Below are 18167 nucleotides of genomic sequence, written 5' to 3'. Positions count from 1 at the left end.
CCCCCCGCCGCGGCCTCGTCAGCCGCGCCCCTCCGCCTGGCCGTGGTGGACATGTCCGGCACGTCCATCGTGGAGCACGGGCTCCAGGACACGGCGTTCGCCCGCACGTTGGACCAGCACGGCGTCCCGGCGGGCACCCCGGAGCACGACGACGCCGCGCGGCGGTTCCGTGCGCTCCGGCCCACCTCGCGCACGGCCGTGTTCCCCCGCGTGTTCGCCGACCGGGCGGTGGCCGCGGCGGCGACCCGCACGTTCGAGGCGACCTTCGACGCGCTGCTGGCCGAGCACGGCGTCCGGGCCGTCCCGGGCGCGGAGGAGGCGCTCGTCCGCCTGCGCGCCCTCGGCCTCCACGTGTGCCTCTGCACCGGCTACGCCCGCCACACCCAGAACATGATCCTCGAGTCGCTGGGGTGGATGGGCCTGGCGGATCTGAGCCTCTCCCCGGACGACGCCGGCCGCGGCGTCCCCCACCCGGACATGATCCTCACCGCCCTGCTCGGTCTCGACCACGACGACGTCCGCAGCGTCCTCGTGGTCGGGGACACCGCGGAGGACATGACGGCCGGGCGCCGCGCGGGGGCCGGACTCGTGGTCGGCGTGCGCACGGGTCGCGACGCGGACGACGTCCTGCTGGCGGCGGGCGCGGACCGGGTGGTGCCGGGCCTGGCCGACGTGCCGGACCTGGTGGTCCGCACCCGCTGAGCCGGCGCCGGCCCGCCCCGCGCGGCCGCTCAGCGACGTCGCGGGGTGCGCACCCGGCGGGGCAGCAGCGCCAGCATCATGGCTTCGAGGGCCAGCTGCTCCGGCACGTTGGCGGCGATGCGCTCCCGGGCCGTGGTGACGGCGTCGATCCGGGCGAGCACCTCGGCCGAGTCGCCGGCGGTGCCGCGGGCGTACGCCTCGATCTCGTCCCGACGGTGCTCGTTGATGAGCTCGCCGTCGGCCCCCAGCTGCACGCGCAGCACGTCCCGGAACAGGCCCATGACGTCGATCATGGCCCGGTCCAGCGAGTCCCGGACGGCGCGGCGCCGCCGGCGGGTCTGGTCCTCCTCGAGCCGTTTGACGTGGTGGCGGAGCTTGGGCGGGACGGGCTCGCCGGGCTCGAGGCCCAGGGAGCGGCGCAGTGCCTCGAGCTCCTCGGCGTCCCGGGCTTCGGCGGCGGACTCGGCCTCGGCCTTGGACACCTCGGCCAACGTGGCGGCCAGGGCCATCGCGTCGGAGACGGCGGTGGCCTGGAGCGGCAGGGAGAGGATGCGCTCGCGGCGTTCGAGGGCCTCCGGGTCCCGCGCGAGGCGGCGGGCCATGCCCACGTGCGACTGGGAGATCCGGGCGGTGGTGAGCGCCGTCTCGCGGTCCAGCCCGTCGCGGCGGTGCAGCAGCTCCGCCACCTGCTCCACGGCGGGGATGCTCAGCGTGATCAGCCGGCAGCGGGAGCGGACGGTGGGGAGCACGTCCGCGGGGGACGGGGTGCACAGCATCCAGATCGTGCGGGCCGGCGGCTCCTCGATGGCCTTGAGGAGCACGTTCGTGGCGCGCTCCGTCATGCGGTCCGCGTCCTCCATGAGGAAGATCCGCCAGCGCCCGGTGGCGGGGGTGGACTGGCCGGCCTCCACGAGGGCGCGGACGTCCTCGATCCGATAGCTCACCGCCTCGGTGGCCAGCACGGTCACGTCCGGGTGGGTGCCGCCGAGGACGGTGCGGCACGCGTGGCACTCGCCGCAGCCGCGCGCCGCCGGGTCCACGACCTCGCACTGCAGGGCCGCGGCGAACGCACGCGCCGCCGTCGACCGGCCGGAGCCGGGCGGGCCCGTGAACATCCAGGCGTGGGTGGGACGGTCCTCGGCCGCGGCGCGGCGCAGCTGGGCCACCGCGGCCTCCTGGCCCGCGAGGTCCGCGAACACGGCGGGGGCGGGGGCCGTCATCGGTCGGCCGCCTGGGCGGTGACGCGGGCCAGCGCGCGGGCGGTGAGCTCCTGCGGCGGCAGCGCGCCGTCGAGCACGAGGTACCGCTCGGGCGCGGCCGCCGCGCGCGCGAGGAAGGCGGCGCGCAGGGCCTCGTGCCGGTCCGCCGTCTCCCGCTCCATGCGGTCGGGGGTGCCCTCGCCCCCCGCCGCGCGCCGGTCACGCCGGTCCGCGGCGGTGGCCGCGTCCACGTCGATCAGCACCGTCAGATCGGGGACGAGGCCGTCCGTGGCCCACTCGTTCAGGGCGGCGATCCGCGCCTCGCCCAGCCCGCGCGCCGCGCCCTGGTAGGCCACGGACGAGTCCACATACCGGTCCGTGACGACGACGGCGCCCCGGGCCAGCGCGGGGCGCAGCGTGCGGACGGCGTGGGCGGACCGGGCCGCGGCGAACAGCAGCGCCTCGGTGCGGGGGTCCACGGGGGCGTGCCCGGGGTCCAGCAGCAGCTCTCGCAGCGTCTCGCCCAGGTCCGAGCCGCCGGGCTCGCGCGTGAGCACCACCTCGTGGCCCGCGGCGCGCAGGGCCTCGGTCAGGGCGCGGGCCTGGGTGGACTTGCCGGATCCGTCCGGTCCCTCGACGGCGACGAACAGGCCGCGATGCTCGGTCTGGGTGCTCACGCCTCGAGCCTAGACGCCGCCCCGGACGGGGAGGGAACCCGGCCGGGCCGACCGCCTAGACTGACCGGCATGAGCGCCCCCATGCACTTCGCCCTGCTCGTCGACCACTGGCTGTTCCGCGTCCTGGCGATCGCCGCGCTCGGGCTCGAGGTCTGGGCGCTGGTGGACGTCGTCCGGCGCCGCCCCGACGACTTCGCCCGCATCGGGGGCCGGGACAGGAGCTTCTGGCTGATCCTCACCGGCGTCGCCGCCGTCGTCGGGCTCCTCGGCGTGCTCGCCGGCGGCGGGATGGGCATGTTCGGCCTCGTGGCCGCGTGCGTGGCGTGCGTCTACCTCGCCGGCCCCCGCCAGGACATGGGCCCGGCCCTGCGCCGCTGAGGGTCCCGCGCCGTCGGCGCCGCCCTCATGACGACGGCGCCACCGCCGCCCAGCGCACGCTCAGCTCCCCGCGCCGCCACTGGTGCGGGCCGCCCAGCACGGGCCAGCCCGCCGCGCGGAGCGTGCCGACCGTCGCCAGCCACCGCTGCCGCGTCCCGTAGGCCGCGAGCGGGGCGTGCGCGGCCCACGCGGCGTCGGCCTCCGCCAGGAGCCGATGGACGGGCTCGCCGGGTACGTGCCGGTGGATGAGGACCTTCGGCAGGCGCGCCGCCACGTCCGAGGGGCGGGCGAAGGACCCCAGCCTGAGGGCCACGGTCAGGCTCGCGGGCCCGTCCCGACGCAGGTCCACCCAGGCCGCCCGCCGGCCGTCCTCGGAGCAGGTGCCCTCCACGAGGACGCCGTCGTCGGCGAGCCCCGCGCACAGCAGGGACCAGATCGCGGGCACGTCCTCCTCCCGGTACTGGCGCAGCACGTTGAACGCGCGCACCACGGTGGGCGGCCGCGGCACGGGCAGCTCGAAGCCGCCGACCGCCCAGGTGACCCCCGGCAGGTCGCCGGCCCGCTCCCGGGCCCGGGCCACCCGAGCGGGGTCGATCTCGAGGCCCACCAGCTCGAGGGCCGGGTTCTGCACGCGCAGCCGCTGGGCCATCTCGACGGCGGTCACCGGCTCCGCGCCGAAGCCCAGGTCCACGGCCAGTGGGCGGGGAGTGCGCCGCAGCAGGGGGCCGTGCACGTCCGTGAGCCAGCGGTCCACCCGGCGCATCCGCTGCGCCGCCGTCGTGCCGCGGGTGATGTGGCCCTGCGGTCCCCGGGCGGGGCCGGGGCCGGGCGTCGTGCGCGCGCGCAGCCGCCGGGCCTTCTCCACCATGGGCTCCAGCGTAGGGGAGCGGCGGGACGGGTCCGCCTAGGATGGTGACATGGCGAACACCACGTACACGCTGGTCCTGCTGCGGCACGGTCAGAGCGAATGGAACGAGAAGAACCTGTTCACCGGCTGGGTGGACGTCCCGCTGACCGAGAAGGGGCGCGCCGAGGCCGCCGGCGGCGGTGAGCTGCTGGAGGCGGAGGGCATCCGCCCGGACGTGGTCCACACGTCCCTGCTCAAGCGCGCCATCACCACGGCCAACCTGGCCCTCGAGGCCGCGGATCGCCAGTGGATCCCGGTCAAGCGCAGCTGGCGCCTGAACGAGCGCCACTACGGCGCCCTGCAGGGCAAGGACAAGGCCCAGGTGAAGGAGGAGTTCGGCGAGGAGCAGTTCATGGTCTGGCGCCGGTCCTTCGACACCCCGCCGCCCGCCCTGGACGACGACTCCGAGTTCTCCCAGGTCGGCGACGAGCGCTACGCGGACCTGGGCAAGGACGCCCCCCGCACCGAGGCCCTCAAGCAGGTCATCGACCGCCTGCTGCCCTACTGGGAGGAGCAGGTCCTGCCCGACCTCAAGGCCGGCAAGACCGTGCTGATCGCCGCGCACGGCAACTCGCTGCGCGCGCTGGTCAAGCACCTGGACGGCATCTCGGACGAGGACATCGCGGGCCTGAACATCCCGACGGGCATCCCGCTGGTCTACGAGCTGGACCAGAACTTCAAGCCGATCACCGCGAACGGCCGCTACCTCGATCCGGAGGCCGCCGCGGCCGGCGCCGCCGCCGTGGCCGCCCAGGGCTCCGCGCACTGACGCGTCCGACGACGACGGGCCGGGACCCCGCCTGGGGGCCCGGCCCGTGGCGTCGGGGACGGTCAGGAGCCGGTGGCGTCCGGGCGGTGGGTCGCCCACTCGCCCGTGACGAGGTAGCGCACCTTGGCGGCCACGGACAGGCCGTGGTCCGTGAACCGCTCGAGGTAGCGCGAGGCCAGCGTGACGTCCGTGGTGGTGGCCGGCGTCGCTCTCCAGTCCGGGGCGGCGATCGCGCGGAAGACGGACAGGTGCAGCGCGTTGACGTCCTCGTTGAGGGCGTCGATCCGGTCCCCGTGCGCCAGGTCCTGGGTCTCGAGCAGCAGGACGACCTCCTCGGCCACCTCCACGGCGGCGTCGCACATCGCGGTGATCACGGTCCGGACCTGTTCCGGGATGACGTGCTCGGGGTAGCGCAGCCGGGTCAGCTGGGCCACGTGGCGGGCGAGGTCGCCCATGCGCTCGAGCGAGGAGCTCATCCGCAGCGTGGCGACGACGGTGCGCAGGTCCGTGGCCACGGGCGCCTGCAGCGCCAGGATGCGCACGGCCTGCTCGTCGAGGGACTCCTGCAGCTGGTCGATCCGCGCGTCCTCCGAGATGACCCGTTCGGCGCCGTGCACGTCGGCCGCCTCGAGGGCGGCCTGCGCGTCCATCATGGCGCGGTGCACGAGGCGGGCGATCTCGGTCAGGTCGCGGCCCAGCCGTTCGAGGTCGGCTCGGTAGAGCTCGCGCATGGTCTCCTCTCCCCGGCGACGCCCGTGCGCCGCCGACCCCGACTCCCCGGGGCAACGGTCCACCCTGGCAGGGCAAGATGAACGGCCCATGAACGCCGATCGTCCGGCGTCTGGCGGGGCCGGGGCAGCCCGTCTCCGGGCCGCCAGAGGCTAGTCTGGTGCCGTGGATCCCGTCATCATCGGCCTGCTGTGCGGAGCGGTCGGACTGTTCACCGGAGTGGCCTCCATGCTGGCCTTCCGGGCGTCCGAGCGCTCGCGGACGGTGGACCTGACGGTTGGCGAACCCACCCTGGCGCCGGGCGCCGCCGAGGTCCTCTCCGTGGTCGGCCGCGCGTACGCGGTGGTGGACGACGTCGACGGCGTGGTGCGCGCGAACCCCGCGGCCTACGCCCTGGGCCTGGTGCGGGGGCACTCGCTCGTCCAGGACCAGCTGCGGGAGCTCACGCGGACCGTGCGGGCCGACGGCGTCATCGTCGAGCGCCGCATGGAGCTGCCCCGAGGACCCCTCGGGCAGTCGAGCCTCGTCGTCGAGCTGCGCGTGGCCCCGCTGGACGAGGAGTACATCCTGATCCTCGCCGACGACCGCACGGACGTGACCCGCACCGAGGCCATGCGCCACGACTTCGTCGTCAACGTCTCGCACGAGCTCAAGACGCCGGTGGGCGCCATCTCCCTGCTCTCCGAGGCCATCGGCGACGCCGCGGAGGACGAGGAGGCGGTGCGTCGCTTCGCCGCACGGCTGGGCGTCGAGTCCCGCCGGCTCACGGCCCTCGTGCAGGACATCATCGAGTTCTCCCGGCTGCAGGCCAAGGACGTGGTCCAGGACGGAGGGCCTGTGGACCTCAACGCCGTCGTCGCGGACGCCGTGGACCGCCTGCGCCTGACCGCCGAGGACCGCGGCATCGCGCTGCGCGTGGGCGGCCGCGTGGACGCGGTGGTGCACGGGGACCAGGACCAGCTGATGACCGCGGTGCGCAACCTGGTGGACAACGCGGTGCGCTACTCCCCGGAGGGCACCACGGTGGGCATCGGCCTGAGCTCCGTGGACGGGCTCGCGCAGGTCACCGTCACGGACCAGGGCATCGGCATCAGCCCGGAGGAGCAGGAGCGGGTCTTCGAACGCTTCTACCGCGTGGACGCGGCGCGGTCGCGTCAGACGGGCGGCACGGGCCTGGGGCTGAGCATCGTCAAGCACGTCGTCATCAACCACGGAGGGGAGGTCACCCTCTGGTCCCAGCCGGGCCGCGGGTCGACCTTCACCATCCGCCTGCCCGAGTGGGGGGACGGTGTCGCCGTCGACGGCGCGCCGGGTGCCGCCCACGTCACCGAGCGGCGCGGTCACCGGGTGACCGCCTCGGCCGCACCCCCGACCCGGAAGGAGACGAGCGCATGAGCCGCATTCTGATCGTGGAGGACGAGGAGTCGTTCAGCGACCCCCTGTCCTACCTCCTGGAGAAGGAGGGGTTCGAGGTCACCGTCGCCGCCGACGGCAACGAGGCGCTGAGCGTCTTCGAGCGCGACAGCGCGGACCTGATCCTCCTGGACCTGATGCTCCCGGGGATGTCCGGCACCGAGGTGTGTCGTCAGGTGCGCCAGCGCTCCAACGTCCCCGTGATCATGCTGACCGCGAAGGACTCGGAGATCGACAAGGTCGTCGGCCTCGAGCTCGGGGCGGACGACTACGTGACCAAGCCGTACTCCTCGCGTGAGCTGGTGGCCCGCGTCCGCGCCGTGCTGCGCCGTCAGGGGGACCAGGAGGAGCCGATGTCGGCGACCATCAGCGCCGGCCCCGTGCGCATGGACGTCGAGCGGCACGTCGTCTCCGTGGACGGCGAGCAGGTGTCCCTGCCGCTCAAGGAGTTCGAGCTGCTGGAGATGCTGTTGCGCAACGCCGGGCGCGTGCTCACCCGCGGCCAGCTGATCGACCGCGTGTGGGGCTCCGACTACGTGGGGGACACCAAGACCCTCGACGTGCACGTGAAGCGCCTGCGCTCCAAGATCGAGCCCGATCCCTCGAGCCCCCGCTACCTCGTCACGGTGCGCGGCCTGGGCTACAAGTTCGAGGCCTGACCGGCGCGCTGCACCCGGGACGACGACGGCCCCGGCTCCACCTCGCGGTGGGGCCGGGGCCGTGGCGTGCCGGGCGCAGGCCCGGCGGAGGTCAGTGCTCCTCGCCGTAGTGGTGGGTCTCCTCGTGGAGGTGCCCGACGAGATCCTCCTCCGAGGGCTCGACTCCCTCGGGGAGCAGGTCACGGTACTGCTCCTGGGTGGCGCTCAGCAGCGGGACGGCCAGGTCGGCGGTGCCGCCGTTGCCGGAGACGGTCACGGGCAGGTTCTCGCCGACCCACACGCCCTCGCGCTCCAGGACGGTTGTGTTCGCCTCGTCTTCGAGCTTGCGGCTCTCGCCGGCGGGGACCTTCAGGGTCGCGGAGCCGCCGCCCTCGGCCTGGAAGGTGTAGGTCTGATCCTGGCCGGAGGTGTTCTCCACGGTGCCGATCAGGCGGGCGGGGCCCGACTCGCCGTCGCCGACGAGGGCGAGGTTGCGGTAGCTCAGGAAGTCCTGCTCCTGGCCGTTGATGCCGTCCGAGGGGGAGTACTGGATGGCGGTGGCGATCGGGCTCACGGCGGAGCAGCCGGTGGCGCCCAGCAGGGCGACCGCGGCCAGCGCACCTGCGGCGAGGTGGCGCCGGGCGGGCCGGGATGCGTTCTTCACAGAGGTCTCCTCAGGTGCGATGACGTGCTCAGGAGCCCCGAGGCAGGGGTCCTGCCAGGTCAGGCTACCGCATCCCGGGACGCCGGCCGGCCCGTGGCGCCGGGTCGTCCACTATCACATCCGGAGGCCGAAGATGTGACGGCGCGCGCGGCATGACGAGGCCGCATGATAGAATGAGACGACTGAAAGGGGCACAACAACATGGTTTTTGAGGTCGGAGAGACCGTCGTCTACCCCCATCACGGTGCTGCGCGGATCGAGGAGATCAAGATGCGCACCATCAAGGGGGAGGAGAAGATGTACCTCAAGCTCAAGGTGGCGCAGGGAGACCTGACCATCGAGGTCCCTGCGGAGAACGTCGACCTCGTCGGCGTGCGTGACGTCGTGGATGCGGAGGGGCTCGAGCACGTCATGGAGGTCCTGCGCGCCGAGCACGTGGAGGAGCCCACCAACTGGTCCCGCCGCTACAAGGCGAACCTGGAGAAGCTCGCCAGCGGCGACGTCAACAAGGTGGCCGAGGTCGTCCGTGACCTGTGGCGCCGCGACCAAAACCGCGGCCTGTCCGCCGGCGAGAAGCGCATGCTCGCGAAGGCCCGCCAGGTGCTCGTGTCCGAGCTGGCGCTGGCCAAGAAGGTCACCGAGGAGGAGGCCGAGGGCCGCCTGGACAAGGTGCTCGAGGGCTGACGAGCAGCACACGACAGGGGAGGGGCCCGCGTCCACGACGCGGGCCCCTCCCCTGTCTCGTCCCCGGCCGTCGCCGCCGGGGGTCCCGGGCCACGGACACCGGCGCGCTCCCTAGGATGAGGCCATGCCCACCGCCCTCGTGATCGCCGCCGCCGGCGCCGGCACCCGCCTCGGCGCCGGGCTGCCCAAGGCCCTCGCCCCCCTCGCGGACGGCCGCACCCTCCTGCACCACTGCCTGGCGTCCGTCGCCGCCGCACGCGCCGCCGGGCTCGCCCTCGACGCCGTCGTGGTGCTCACCCCGCCGGCGGGGGCCGACGCCGGCCGCGTGGCCGCCGAGGTCGACGCCGGCCCGCACCTGGACGTGCCCGTGCACTGCGTGCCGGGCGGCGCCGAGCGCGCGGACTCGGTCCGCGCCGGACTCACCGCGGCCTCCCGCGCTCTGGCCGACCTCGCCCCGGCGGGGGCGCCCCGCCGCGTCCTCGTCCACGACGCCGCCCGCGCGCTGACCCCGCCGAGCGTGTTCGGGGCCGTCACGGCGGCGCTCGAGACCGGCGTGGTCGCCGCGGTCCCGGGCCTGCCGCTGACGGACACCGTCAAGCAGGTCACCCCCGGACGGGGCGGCGTCGACGTCGTCGCGGCCACACCGGCCCGCGCCGAACTGCGCGCGATCCAGACGCCGCAGGGCTTCGATCTGGACACCCTGCTGGCGGCCCACGAGGCCGTGCGCACGGACCCCACGCTCGACGCCGCGGTGCTCACCGACGACGCGATGGTCATGGAGGCTGCGGGGCATGAGGTGGTGGTGGTGCCCGGCGACCCGGCCGCGTTCAAGGTCACCGCCCCCGCCGACCTCGACCTCGCCCGCCTCGAACTCGCCCGCCGCATCCCCCAGGAGGAGACTCCCATGGACTGCCGCGCGTGGGGATCGGCACCGACGTGCACGCGTGGGCACCCGAGGATGCCCCCCGGCCCCTGTGGCTCGGCGGCATCCACTGGCCCGGCGAGCGTGGCGTGGCCGCGACCTCGGACGGGGACGTGGCCGCCCACGCGGCGTGCAACGCCCTGCTCTCCGCCGCCGGCCTCGGCGACCTCGGGGCCGTGTTCGGCGTCGACCGGCCGGAGATGGCGGACGCCTCCGGCGCGGACATGCTCCGCGAGGTGCTGCGCCTGCTGACGGAGGCGGGCGTCGCCGTCGGGAACGTGGCGGTCCAGGTGGTCGCCCCCCGGCCCAAGGTGGGCGCGCGCCGCGCGGAGATGGAGGCCGCCCTCTCCGCCGCCCTCGGCGGGGCCCCCGTGTCCGTCTCCGCCGCCACCACGGACCGGCTGGGGTTCATCGGGCGCAAGGAGGGGCTGGTCGGGATCGCGACCGCGCTCGTCATCCCTGCGGCCTGAGTCCGCGCCGGCGCACCGACTAGGCTGGCAGAGCCCCGTCAGGACCCCGCCCCTCCGGAAGGACCGCGCCCCATGGCCCAGCGCTTCTACGACACCCGCACCGCGCAGGTCCGGGACTTCGAGCCCCTCGTGCCCGGCGAGGCGTCGGTGTACTACTGCGGGGCCACGGTGCAGGGCATGCCGCACGTGGGCCACGTGCGCAGCGCGATCGTGTTCGACATCCTCATCCGCTGGCTCGAGGCCACGGGGCTGCGCGTCACCTCGGTGCGGAACGTGACGGACATCGACGACAAGATCCTCGACCGCTCGGCCGCCTCCCACGAGGCCGGCTTCGAGGCCTCGGACCTCTACCCGGCCCGCGAGCCGTGGTGGGCCCTGGCCTACCGGTTCGAGAAGGCGTTCGACGCCGCCTACCTCGCCCTCGGCGTCCGCCGTCCCACCTATGAGCCGCGCGCCACCGGCCACGTGCCCGAGATGTTCGCGCTCATCGAGCGCCTGATGGAGCGCGGCCACGCCTACCCCGCGCAGGACGGCTCGGGCGACGTCTACTTCGACGTCCGGTCCTGGGAGCGCTACGGCGAGCTCACCCGCCAGCGCGTCGAGGACATGCAGGACGCGCCCGACGCCGACCCGCGCGGCAAGCGCGACCCCCGCGACTTCGCCCTGTGGAAGGGCGCCAAGCCCGGCGAGCCCGCCACCGCCGTGTGGGAGTCGCCCTGGGGCGCCGGCCGCCCCGGATGGCACCTGGAGTGCTCGGCCATGTCCACGAAGTACCTCGGCGCCGAGTTCGACATCCACGGCGGCGGCCTGGACCTGCGGTTCCCGCACCACGAGAACGAGCTGGCCCAGTCGGCGGCCGCCGGTGACGGCTTCGCCCGCTTCTGGCTGCACAACGGGCTCGTCACCTACGGCGGCGAGAAGATGTCCAAGTCCGTGGGCAACACGATCTCCCCCGAGGAGATGCTCGGCATGGCCCGCCCGACGGCGGTGCGCTATTTCCTGGGGCAGGCCCACTACCGCTCCCAGCTCGACTACCGGCCCGGCGCCCTCGACGAGGCCGAGGCCGCCGTCGAGCGCATCGAGGGCTTCACGGCCCGCGCCCGCGCCGCCGGCGCCGTCCCGCCCGCCCCCGACGGGGCGCTCGCGGACCGCGTGCCCGCCGCCTTCCGCACCGCCATGGAGGACGACCTCAACGTGCCCCAGGCGCTCGCGGCCCTGCACGAGGCCGTGCGCGCCGGCAACTCGGCGCTGGCCGGGCAGGACCTCGACGCCGCGGCCGCCCGCCTGGCCGAGGTGGAGGCCATGACCGCGGTGCTGGGCCTGGACGACGTGCCCGAGGACGACGACGCCGCGGCCGGCCCGGTGTCGGACGCCCTCGACTCGCTCGTCCGGTCGCAGATCGAGGCGCGGGCACAGGCCCGCGCGGACAAGGACTGGGCCACCGCGGACCGCATCCGCGACGCGTTGGCCGCGGCCGGCGTCGTGGTGGAGGACGGCGCCGACGGCGCCACATGGCGCCTGGCGGACTGACACCTAGACTGGAGGGCGATCCGGCGGCGCCCCGCGTGCCGCCGCCCCCGTCCCCGGCCCGCAGGAGTCCCGCCATGTCCACCGCCCCCCGCTCCGGCGGATCCCGCAAGCCCAAGGGCAAGAAGGGCCCCATGAAGGGCACCGGCGGCCACGGCCGCAAGGCGCTCGAGGGCCGCGGACCCACCCCCAAGGCCGAGGACCGGGTCTACCACAAGGCGCACCGCGCCAAGCAGCTGGCCGAGCGCTCGGCCGCCAAGCGCGGCCCCGTGAAGGACCAGGTCCGCGGCCGCGTGAAGCTCACGGACGAGACGGTCTCCGGTCGCAACCCCGTGCTCGAGGCGCTACGCGCGGGCATCCCGGCCAAGGCGCTGCACGTGGCCGTGCGCATCGAGATGGACGACCGCGTCAAGGAGGCCCTGCGCCTCTGCCTCGAACAGGGCGTGCCGGTCCTGGAGAACACCAAGCCGGAGCTGGACCGCCTCTCCGGCGAGGCCGTGCACCAGGGCATCGTGCTGCAGATCCCGCCCTATGAGTACGCGGACGCCACGGCCCTGGCCCTCGACGCGCTCGCGAAGCACGAGAAGGGGCACCTGCGGACCCCGCCGCTGCTGATCGCGCTCGACGGCATCACCGACCCCCGCAACCTCGGCGCCATCATCCGGGCCGGCTCCGCGTTCGACGCGGACGGCGTGATCGTGCCCGAGCGGCGCTCCGTCGGCGTGACCGCCACCGCCTGGCGCACCTCGGCCGGCGCGGCCGCGCGGGTGCCCGTGGCCCAGGCCGGCAACCTGAACACCACCCTCGTCGACCTGCACAAGGCCGGCTACTTCGTGCTGGGCCTCGACGGCGGCGGGGACGTCTCCCTGCCCGGGCTCGCCCTGGCCACGGAGCCGCTCGTGCTCGTGGTGGGGGCCGAGGGCAAGGGTCTGTCCCGCATGGTGCGGGAGCACTGCCAGCAGATCGTGTCCATCCCGATCGACTCGACGATGGAGTCCCTCAACGCCTCGATGGCGGTGGGCATCTCCCTGTACGAGATCTCGGTGCAGCGCGCCGGCGGGCGCTGACCTCCACGGCGTCCCGCCCGGGATGACGGCCGGGCGGGGACGCGGGGGTCGCACACGAAGCCCAGCGGGGCAGAGTGTCCACCGTGATGCCCATCACATGGCAGGATGTCGCGTGGACACGCCCACGTCTTGCCCGTGACGCGCGTCACCGCGCACAGTGTCTGCACTGTGTCCGACGGGCCCCCGTCGGCGAGCGCATCCCGCACCGCACCATCAGAACGAGGTCCGTCTCATGAAGCACCGCTCCCTCCCCCTCACCGCCGCCCTCGCCGTCGCCGCCCTCGGGCTCACGGCGTGCGGCGACTCCGGCTCCGGCGGCTCCGGCTCGTCCTCCGCCGCCGGCGGCGACGGCTCCTACACCGTGGGCATCAACCAGCTCGTCTCCCACCCGGCGCTCGACGGCGCGGCCGAGGGCTTCAAGGAGGCGTTCAAGGACGCCGGCCTGGACGTGACGTTCGAGGAGCAGAACGCCCAGGGCGAGCAGGCCACGGTCACCTCCATCGCCTCCACCTTCGCCAACGACGGGGACGTGGACCTCGTGGCTGCGATCGCGACCCCCGCAGCGCAGGGCACCGCCTCGGCCGTGAAGGACAAGCCGGTCGTGTTCATGGCGGTCACCGATCCCCAGGGCGCTGAGCTCGTGGCCTCGGACGAGGCCCCGGGCGGCAACGTCACCGGCGTCTCGGACCGCAACCCGGTCAAGGAGCAGCTGCAGCTGCTCAAGGACGTGAAGCCGGACGCCACGACCGTCGGCATCGTCTACAACTCCGGCGAGGCCAACTCCAAGGTCCAGGTGGACCAGGCCAAGGAGGCCGGCAAGGAGCTGGGCCTCGAGGTCAAGGAGGCCACCATCACCAACTCGTCCGAGGTCCAGCAGGGCGTGCAGTCCCTGTCCGGCGTGGACGGCATCTACGTGCCCACGGACAACGCCGTCGTCTCGGCGCTGGAGACCGTGGTGGGCTACGGCGAGGAGCAGCGCGTCCCCGTCATCTCGGCGGACATCGACTCCGTCGAGCGCGGCGCCCTGGGCACGTACGGCATCGACTACACGGCGCACGGCAAGCAGGCCGGCGAGATGGCCGTGAAGATCCTCAAGGACGGCGCGAAGCCGGCCGAGCTGCCCGTGGGCTACGCCGACCCGGCCAACCTGCAGCTCGTGCTGAACCCGAAGGCCGCCGAGGCCTACGGCGTCGAGATCCCCGCCGAGCTCACGGACAGGGCCGATCAGCTCGTCGAGGGCTGATCCCGCGCCTGCCCGCCTCCGCGGCGGCCCGGACCACGGGGTCCGGGCCGCCGCGGAGCACGTCGACGGCCGGCCCACCCCGCCCGCCGTCGTCAGATGTGTATAATAGACAGGAAAGGCACCCACCCCATGCTGACCGCAGTGGAACTGGGTCTGATCTACGCCGTCGTCGCGCTCGGCGTGTACCTGACCTTCCGCATCCTCGACTTCCCCGACCTCACGGTGGACGGCTCGTTCACCACCGGCGCCGCCACGGCCGCCGTGCTCATCACGGGCGGCACGCCGGTGCCACTGGCCATGCTCGCCGCGTTCGTGGCGGGCGCGCTCGCGGGCCTCGTCACCGGCCTGCTGCACACCAAGGGCCGGATCGACGGCCTGCTCGCCGGCATCCTCACGATGATCGCGCTCTACTCGATCAACCTGCGGATCATGGGCAAGGCCAACATCCCCCTGCTCGGCCAGGACACCCTGTTCACGTGGCTCGACGACCTGGGCCTGGCCCGGAACTGGGGCTCGATCCTCGTGCTCTTCCTCGGCGTGTTCGTGGTGAAGCTGATCCTCGACTGGTTCCTGCACACGGACCTGGGCCTCGCCCTGCAGGCGACCGGTGACAACGAGGAGATGATCCGCTCGTACGGCGTCTCCACGGACCGGATGAAGATCCTCGGCCTCATGATCTCCAACGGCCTCGTGGCCCTCGGCGGCTCCCTGCTGGCCATGTACCAGGGCTTCGCGGACATCTCCATGGGCATCGGCCTCATCCTCGTGGGCCTGGCGTCCGTGATCGTGGGCCAGGCCGTGTTCGGCCAGCGCACGGTCTTCTGGGCGACGCTCGCCGTGATCGTCGGCGCCGTGCTCTACCGCCTGATCATCCAGTTCGCCCTCAACGCGGGCCTGAGCCCGAACGACATGAAGCTGATCTCCGCGGCTCTCGTCGTCGTGGCCCTGCTGCTGCCGCGCTTCGGCTTCGCCAAGCGCCTGAGCCTGCGCACTCGGGGCACGGCCGCGACCCCGGGGCCGGCCGCCGCCGCTCCGGCCACCGCCGGCATGCCTTTGACCGGCGAGCCGGGCGGCGCCGCCCCCGCCGCATCCGTCCCCGAGGAGGCCCCCCGTGCTTGAGATCTCGCAGGTCTCCAAGACCTTCTTCCCGAACACCGTCAACGAGCGGCGCGCCCTGCAGGGCATCGACCTGCACCTGGCCGAGGGCGACTTCGTCACCGTGATCGGCTCCAACGGCGCCGGCAAGTCCACGATCCTGAACACGATCGCCGGCAAGCTGCTCCCGGACACCGGCACCGTGGCCGTGGGCGGCAAGGACGTCACCCGCATGCCGGACCACCGCCGCGCGGCCTCGATCGGCCGGGTGTTCCAGGACCCGACGGCGGGCACGGCACCGAACCTCACGATCGAGGAGAACATGGCCCTGGCCTGGCGACGCGGGCACGCCCGCGGGCTCTCGCGGGGCGTCTCCCGCGCCCGGCGCGCGATGTTCCGCGACGAGCTCACGAAGCTCGAACTCGGCCTGGAGAACCGCCTCACCGCCAAGGTCGGGCTGCTCTCCGGCGGCCAGCGTCAGGCGCTCAGCCTGCTCATGGCCACGTTCTCCGGACCGAAGATCCTGCTGCTGGACGAGCACACCGCCGCCCTGGACCCGTCCCGGGCGGAGCTGGTGACCCGCCTGACCCGGCAGGTGGTGGCCGAGCACCGGCTCACCACGCTGATGGTCACGCACAACATGTCCCAGGCCCTCGAGGTCGGCAACCGGCTGATCATGATGCACGACGGCCGGATCATCCTCGAGCTGGACGAGCAGGAGAAGGCCGGGCGCACCCCGGCGGACCTGCTGGCCGAGTTCGGCAAGATCAAGGGTGCCGTCGTGGACGACAAGACCATGCTGTCCTGAGCGTCCCGTCCGGCGCCCCCGTGTCCCCGGCCCGCCCCTCCGCCCCACGGCGGGCGGGCGGGCCGGCCGTTCTCACCGGCGCGGCCGCGGGGTAGCGTCGTGGCGTGAGCACCGTGAAGCCCGACACCCAGAGCGCCACCGCAGCCGATGTCCGCCTCCAGACCGTCACGGGGCGCATCCCGGTGACGGACGTGCAGCCCGTCGTGCTGGACGGCCGGTTCCCGGCGAAGGCCGTGGTCGGCGAGGACATCCCCGTCCGCGCCACCGTGTTCCGCGAGGGCCACGACTCCGTGCGCGCCACCGTCCGTCTGCTCGACCCGGCCGGCGCCGAGGTGCAGCGCGTGCAGATGCGTCCGGGCCGGCCCGGGCTGGACGAGGTCGTGGCCACGCTGCGGCCCGCCGAGCCGGGCCTGCACCAGTTCGTGGTCGAGGGCTGGGACGACCCGGTGGGCACGTGGAAGCACGCGGCCACCGTCAAGATCGCCGCCGGCATCGACGTGGAGCTGATGCTCGCCGAGGGCGCCGCCCTGTTCCGCCGGGCCGCCGAGGACGCGGAGCGCTCGGCCGAGGACCGCGCCGTGTTCGAGGAGGTCGTTCGCGGCCTCGAGGACGAGTCCCTCATCCCGGCCCAGCGCCTGGCCTCCTCCGAGTCGGCGGAGGTGTCCGCCGTCCTCCACGCCCGCCCCGTGCGGGAGCACCTCACGAGCTCCGAGCTCTACCCGCTGGACGTGCAGCGCGAGCTCGCCGGCCGCGGCGCCTGGTACGAGTTCTTCCCCCGCTCCGAGGGCGCCCGCTTCGACGAGGCCTCCGGCACGTGGTCCTCCGGCACCTTCGGGACGGCGGCCGACCGGCTCCCGGCGGTCGCCCGGATGGGCTTCCAGGTGGTCTACCTGCCGCCGATCCACCCGATCGGCACCACGCACCGCAAGGGTCCGAACAACACGCTGACGGCCGGGCCGCAGGACCCGGGCTCGCCGTGGGCGATCGGTGGGCCCGAGGGCGGACACGACGCCGTGCACCCGGACCTGGGCACCGTCGAGGACTTCGAGGCGTTCGTGGCCGCGGCCGCGGACGAGGGCCTCGAAGTGGCCCTGGACCTGGCCCTGCAGTGCTCCCCTGACCACCCGTGGGTCACCGCACACCCGGAGTGGTTCACCACCCGCGTGGACGGCACCATCGCGTATGCGGAGAACCCGCCGAAGAAGTACCAGGACATCTACCCGCTGAACTTCGACAACGACCCGGACGGCCTCGCCCAGGCGGTGCTGGACGTGGTGCGGGGCTGGGTGGCCCGCGGCGTGCACATCTTCCGCGTGGACAACCCGCACACCAAGCCCCTGTGGTTCTGGGAGTGGCTGATCGCGAAGGTCCGCGCCGAGGAGCCGCGCGTCGTGTTCCTCGCCGAGGCCTTCACCCGTCCCGCGATGATGCACGCCCTGGGCAAGGTCGGGTTCCAGCAGTCCTACGGGTACTTCACCTGGCGGAACACGGCCGAGGAGCTTGCGGAGTACCTCCAGGAGATCTCGCACGAGACGCCGGCGTTCTATCGCCCCAACCTCTTCGTCAACACGCCGGACATCCTCACGGAGTACCTGCAGCACGGCGGCCCGGGCGCGTTCCGGATCCGCGCCGTCGTCGCCGCCACGGCCAGCCCGCTGTGGGGCGTCTACGCCGGGTTCGAGCTGTTCGAGCACGTGGCCCGGCCGGGCGCGGAGGAGTACATCGACAACGAGAAGTACGAGTACCGCCCCCGGGACTGGGAGGGCGCGGAGGCCGCGGGTGCCTCGCTCGCCCCGTACCTCACCCGGCTCAATGAGATCCGCGCGGCGCACCCGGCGCTGGGCGACCTGCAGAACCTGACCCTGCACGCCTCGACGCACCCTGACCTGCTCGTGTTCTCGAAGACGCGCTCGGCCCGGCCCGAGGGTGCGCACCGGGACGCCGAGGCGGTCACCGACGCCGGTCCCGCGGAGGACACCCTGATCGTCGTCGTCACCACGAACCCGCACGACGTCGTCGAGGCGACCCTGGACCTGGACCTCGAGGCGCTGCGTCTGCGCCCCGAGGACCGCGACGCGTCCGGGGCCGTCGAGGTGGAGGACCTGCTCACCGGCCAGCGCTGGCGGTGGGGCCGCACCCCGTACGTCCGCCTGGACCCGAACGTCGAGCCCGCCCATGTCCTGCGGGTCGTCCGGAACGGCTGAGCCGCTCCCGACGCCCGCCGTCCCCAGAACAGGAATCGCCATGACCCCGTCCGCCGCCCCCCGTCCCGCCG

18 protein-coding genes and 1 pseudogene are annotated in these 18167 nt (G+C 73.9%); 14 read left to right on the top strand and 5 right to left on the bottom strand.

The genetic code is table 11. The features are described from left to right. The coding region (locus J1M38_RS00500) for an HAD family hydrolase (protein WP_241246367.1) at positions 1 to 702 on the top strand (702 nt) is incomplete at its 5' end. A gap of 29 nt (positions 703 to 731) precedes the next feature. Here J1M38_RS00500 and J1M38_RS00495 read toward each other — a convergent pair. Both J1M38_RS00495 and tmk read right to left on the bottom strand, forming a co-directional pair. Then, positions 732 to 1922, bottom strand: coding sequence for a DNA polymerase III subunit delta' (locus tag J1M38_RS00495; RefSeq protein ID WP_069941545.1), 1191 nt, complete (start codon positions 1920 to 1922; stop codon positions 732 to 734). Next, a complete protein-coding gene (tmk, locus tag J1M38_RS00490) occupies positions 1919 to 2578 on the bottom strand; it encodes a dTMP kinase (protein ID WP_002858064.1) in 660 nt (219 codons plus the stop codon). Before tmk ends, J1M38_RS00495 begins: the two co-directional genes overlap by 4 nt. 81 nt (positions 2579 to 2659) lie before the next feature. Here tmk and J1M38_RS00485 point away from each other — a divergent pair, with 81 nt between their 5' ends. Continuing rightward, complete coding sequence (locus J1M38_RS00485; RefSeq protein ID WP_036384680.1) at positions 2660 to 2956, top strand: DUF2516 family protein; 297 nt, start codon at positions 2660 to 2662, stop codon at positions 2954 to 2956. A gap of 25 nt (positions 2957 to 2981) precedes the next feature. Here J1M38_RS00485 and J1M38_RS00480 read toward each other — a convergent pair whose 3' ends face one another. Further along, positions 2982 to 3824 carry a hypothetical protein gene (locus tag J1M38_RS00480; protein ID WP_044658509.1) on the bottom strand — a complete coding sequence of 281 codons (843 nt, stop codon included), beginning with the start codon at positions 3822 to 3824 and terminating at the stop codon, positions 2982 to 2984. Positions 3825 to 3873: 49 nt separating this feature from the next. On the opposite strand from J1M38_RS00480, the gene J1M38_RS00475 reads away from it, so the two are divergent. Next, a complete protein-coding gene (locus tag J1M38_RS00475; RefSeq protein WP_044658510.1) occupies positions 3874 to 4632 on the top strand; it encodes a phosphoglyceromutase in 759 nt (252 codons plus the stop codon). A gap of 62 nt (positions 4633 to 4694) precedes the next feature. On the opposite strand, the gene phoU is transcribed toward J1M38_RS00475, so the two are convergent. Next, the gene (gene phoU, locus J1M38_RS00470) at positions 4695 to 5363 is read right to left on the bottom strand and encodes a phosphate signaling complex protein PhoU (RefSeq protein WP_044658511.1); all 669 of its coding nucleotides are present in this window, start codon (positions 5361 to 5363) and stop codon (positions 4695 to 4697) included. 163 nt (positions 5364 to 5526) lie between these two features. Here phoU and J1M38_RS00465 point away from each other — a divergent pair, with 163 nt between their 5' ends. Together J1M38_RS00465 and J1M38_RS00460 are read left to right on the top strand one after the other, a co-directional pair. Next, positions 5527 to 6756: a cell wall metabolism sensor histidine kinase WalK gene (locus J1M38_RS00465; protein ID WP_036316036.1), complete on the top strand. Its 1230-nt coding sequence runs from the start codon at positions 5527 to 5529 to the stop codon at positions 6754 to 6756. After that, a complete protein-coding gene (locus J1M38_RS00460) occupies positions 6753 to 7433 on the top strand; it encodes a response regulator transcription factor (RefSeq protein ID WP_041104721.1) in 681 nt (226 codons plus the stop codon). Before J1M38_RS00465 ends, J1M38_RS00460 begins: the two co-directional genes overlap by 4 nt. Positions 7434 to 7524: 91 nt before the next feature. Here the strand turns inward: J1M38_RS00460 and J1M38_RS00455 are convergent, their stop codons facing one another. Continuing rightward, a complete protein-coding gene (locus J1M38_RS00455) occupies positions 7525 to 8076 on the bottom strand; it encodes a hypothetical protein (protein ID WP_036384688.1) in 552 nt (183 codons plus the stop codon). A gap of 201 nt (positions 8077 to 8277) precedes the next feature. Between J1M38_RS00455 and J1M38_RS00450 the strand changes: the two genes are divergently transcribed. From J1M38_RS00450 to J1M38_RS00415, 9 genes and pseudogenes are all read left to right on the top strand, one after another. Further along, on the top strand, positions 8278 to 8760 hold the full coding sequence (locus J1M38_RS00450; RefSeq protein WP_069941546.1) for a CarD family transcriptional regulator: 483 nt from the start codon (positions 8278 to 8280) through the stop codon (positions 8758 to 8760). A 124-nt stretch (positions 8761 to 8884) separates the two neighbouring features. After that, positions 8885 to 9571: pseudogene (locus J1M38_RS11850) on the top strand (2-C-methyl-D-erythritol 4-phosphate cytidylyltransferase); the annotation flags it as partial. A 107-nt stretch (positions 9572 to 9678) separates the two neighbouring features. Beyond that, entirely contained in the window at positions 9679 to 10152 is a 474-nt protein-coding gene (gene ispF, locus J1M38_RS11845) for a 2-C-methyl-D-erythritol 2,4-cyclodiphosphate synthase (protein ID WP_342356188.1), read from the top strand. 72 nt (positions 10153 to 10224) lie between these two features. Then, positions 10225 to 11682 (top strand): cysteine--tRNA ligase, encoded by a 1458-nt coding sequence (cysS, locus tag J1M38_RS00440; protein WP_069941548.1) that lies wholly within the window; start codon positions 10225 to 10227, stop codon positions 11680 to 11682. Between the two features lie 74 nt (positions 11683 to 11756). Continuing rightward, positions 11757 to 12746 (top strand): 23S rRNA (guanosine(2251)-2'-O)-methyltransferase RlmB, encoded by a 990-nt coding sequence (gene rlmB / locus J1M38_RS00435; protein WP_036382443.1) that lies wholly within the window; start codon positions 11757 to 11759, stop codon positions 12744 to 12746. A 232-nt stretch (positions 12747 to 12978) separates the two neighbouring features. Continuing rightward, positions 12979 to 13989, top strand: a complete 1011-nt coding sequence (locus tag J1M38_RS00430; RefSeq protein WP_069941549.1) for an ABC transporter substrate-binding protein — start codon at positions 12979 to 12981, stop codon at positions 13987 to 13989. Between the two features lie 129 nt (positions 13990 to 14118). Beyond that, positions 14119 to 15108 carry an ABC transporter permease gene (locus J1M38_RS00425; protein WP_036341456.1) on the top strand — a complete coding sequence of 330 codons (990 nt, stop codon included), beginning with the start codon at positions 14119 to 14121 and terminating at the stop codon, positions 15106 to 15108. Further along, entirely contained in the window at positions 15101 to 15892 is a 792-nt protein-coding gene (locus J1M38_RS00420; RefSeq protein WP_036382449.1) for an ABC transporter ATP-binding protein, read from the top strand. Before J1M38_RS00425 ends, J1M38_RS00420 begins: the two co-directional genes overlap by 8 nt. A gap of 104 nt (positions 15893 to 15996) precedes the next feature. After that, complete coding sequence (locus tag J1M38_RS00415) at positions 15997 to 18096, top strand: alpha-1,4-glucan--maltose-1-phosphate maltosyltransferase (protein ID WP_069941550.1); 2100 nt, start codon at positions 15997 to 15999, stop codon at positions 18094 to 18096. The last annotated feature ends 71 nt before the right edge of the window (positions 18097 to 18167 follow it).

The sequence above is a fragment of the Micrococcus sp. KRD070 genome (assembly GCF_017168435.1).
Classification (GTDB): Bacteria; Actinomycetota; Actinomycetes; order Actinomycetales; family Micrococcaceae; genus Micrococcus; species Micrococcus luteus.
This window is presented reverse-complemented; position numbering and strand designations above follow the sequence as displayed.

Coding starts and splice junctions, on each gene's coding strand:
- rlmB (WP_036382443.1), top strand. CDS start 11,757: ATGTCCACCGCCCCCCGCTCCGGCGGATCCCGCAAGCCCAAGGGCAAG.
- J1M38_RS00430 (WP_069941549.1), top strand. CDS start 12,979: ATGAAGCACCGCTCCCTCCCCCTCACCGCCGCCCTCGCCGTCGCCGCC.
- phoU (WP_044658511.1), bottom strand. CDS start 5,363: ATGCGCGAGCTCTACCGAGCCGACCTCGAACGGCTGGGCCGCGACCTG.
- J1M38_RS00460 (WP_041104721.1), top strand. CDS start 6,753: ATGAGCCGCATTCTGATCGTGGAGGACGAGGAGTCGTTCAGCGACCCC.
- J1M38_RS00425 (WP_036341456.1), top strand. CDS start 14,119: ATGCTGACCGCAGTGGAACTGGGTCTGATCTACGCCGTCGTCGCGCTC.
- J1M38_RS00475 (WP_044658510.1), top strand. CDS start 3,874: ATGGCGAACACCACGTACACGCTGGTCCTGCTGCGGCACGGTCAGAGC.
- J1M38_RS00495 (WP_069941545.1), bottom strand. CDS start 1,922: ATGACGGCCCCCGCCCCCGCCGTGTTCGCGGACCTCGCGGGCCAGGAG.
- J1M38_RS00485 (WP_036384680.1), top strand. CDS start 2,660: ATGCACTTCGCCCTGCTCGTCGACCACTGGCTGTTCCGCGTCCTGGCG.
- J1M38_RS00450 (WP_069941546.1), top strand. CDS start 8,278: ATGGTTTTTGAGGTCGGAGAGACCGTCGTCTACCCCCATCACGGTGCT.
- J1M38_RS00480 (WP_044658509.1), bottom strand. CDS start 3,824: ATGGTGGAGAAGGCCCGGCGGCTGCGCGCGCGCACGACGCCCGGCCCC.
- cysS (WP_069941548.1), top strand. CDS start 10,225: ATGGCCCAGCGCTTCTACGACACCCGCACCGCGCAGGTCCGGGACTTC.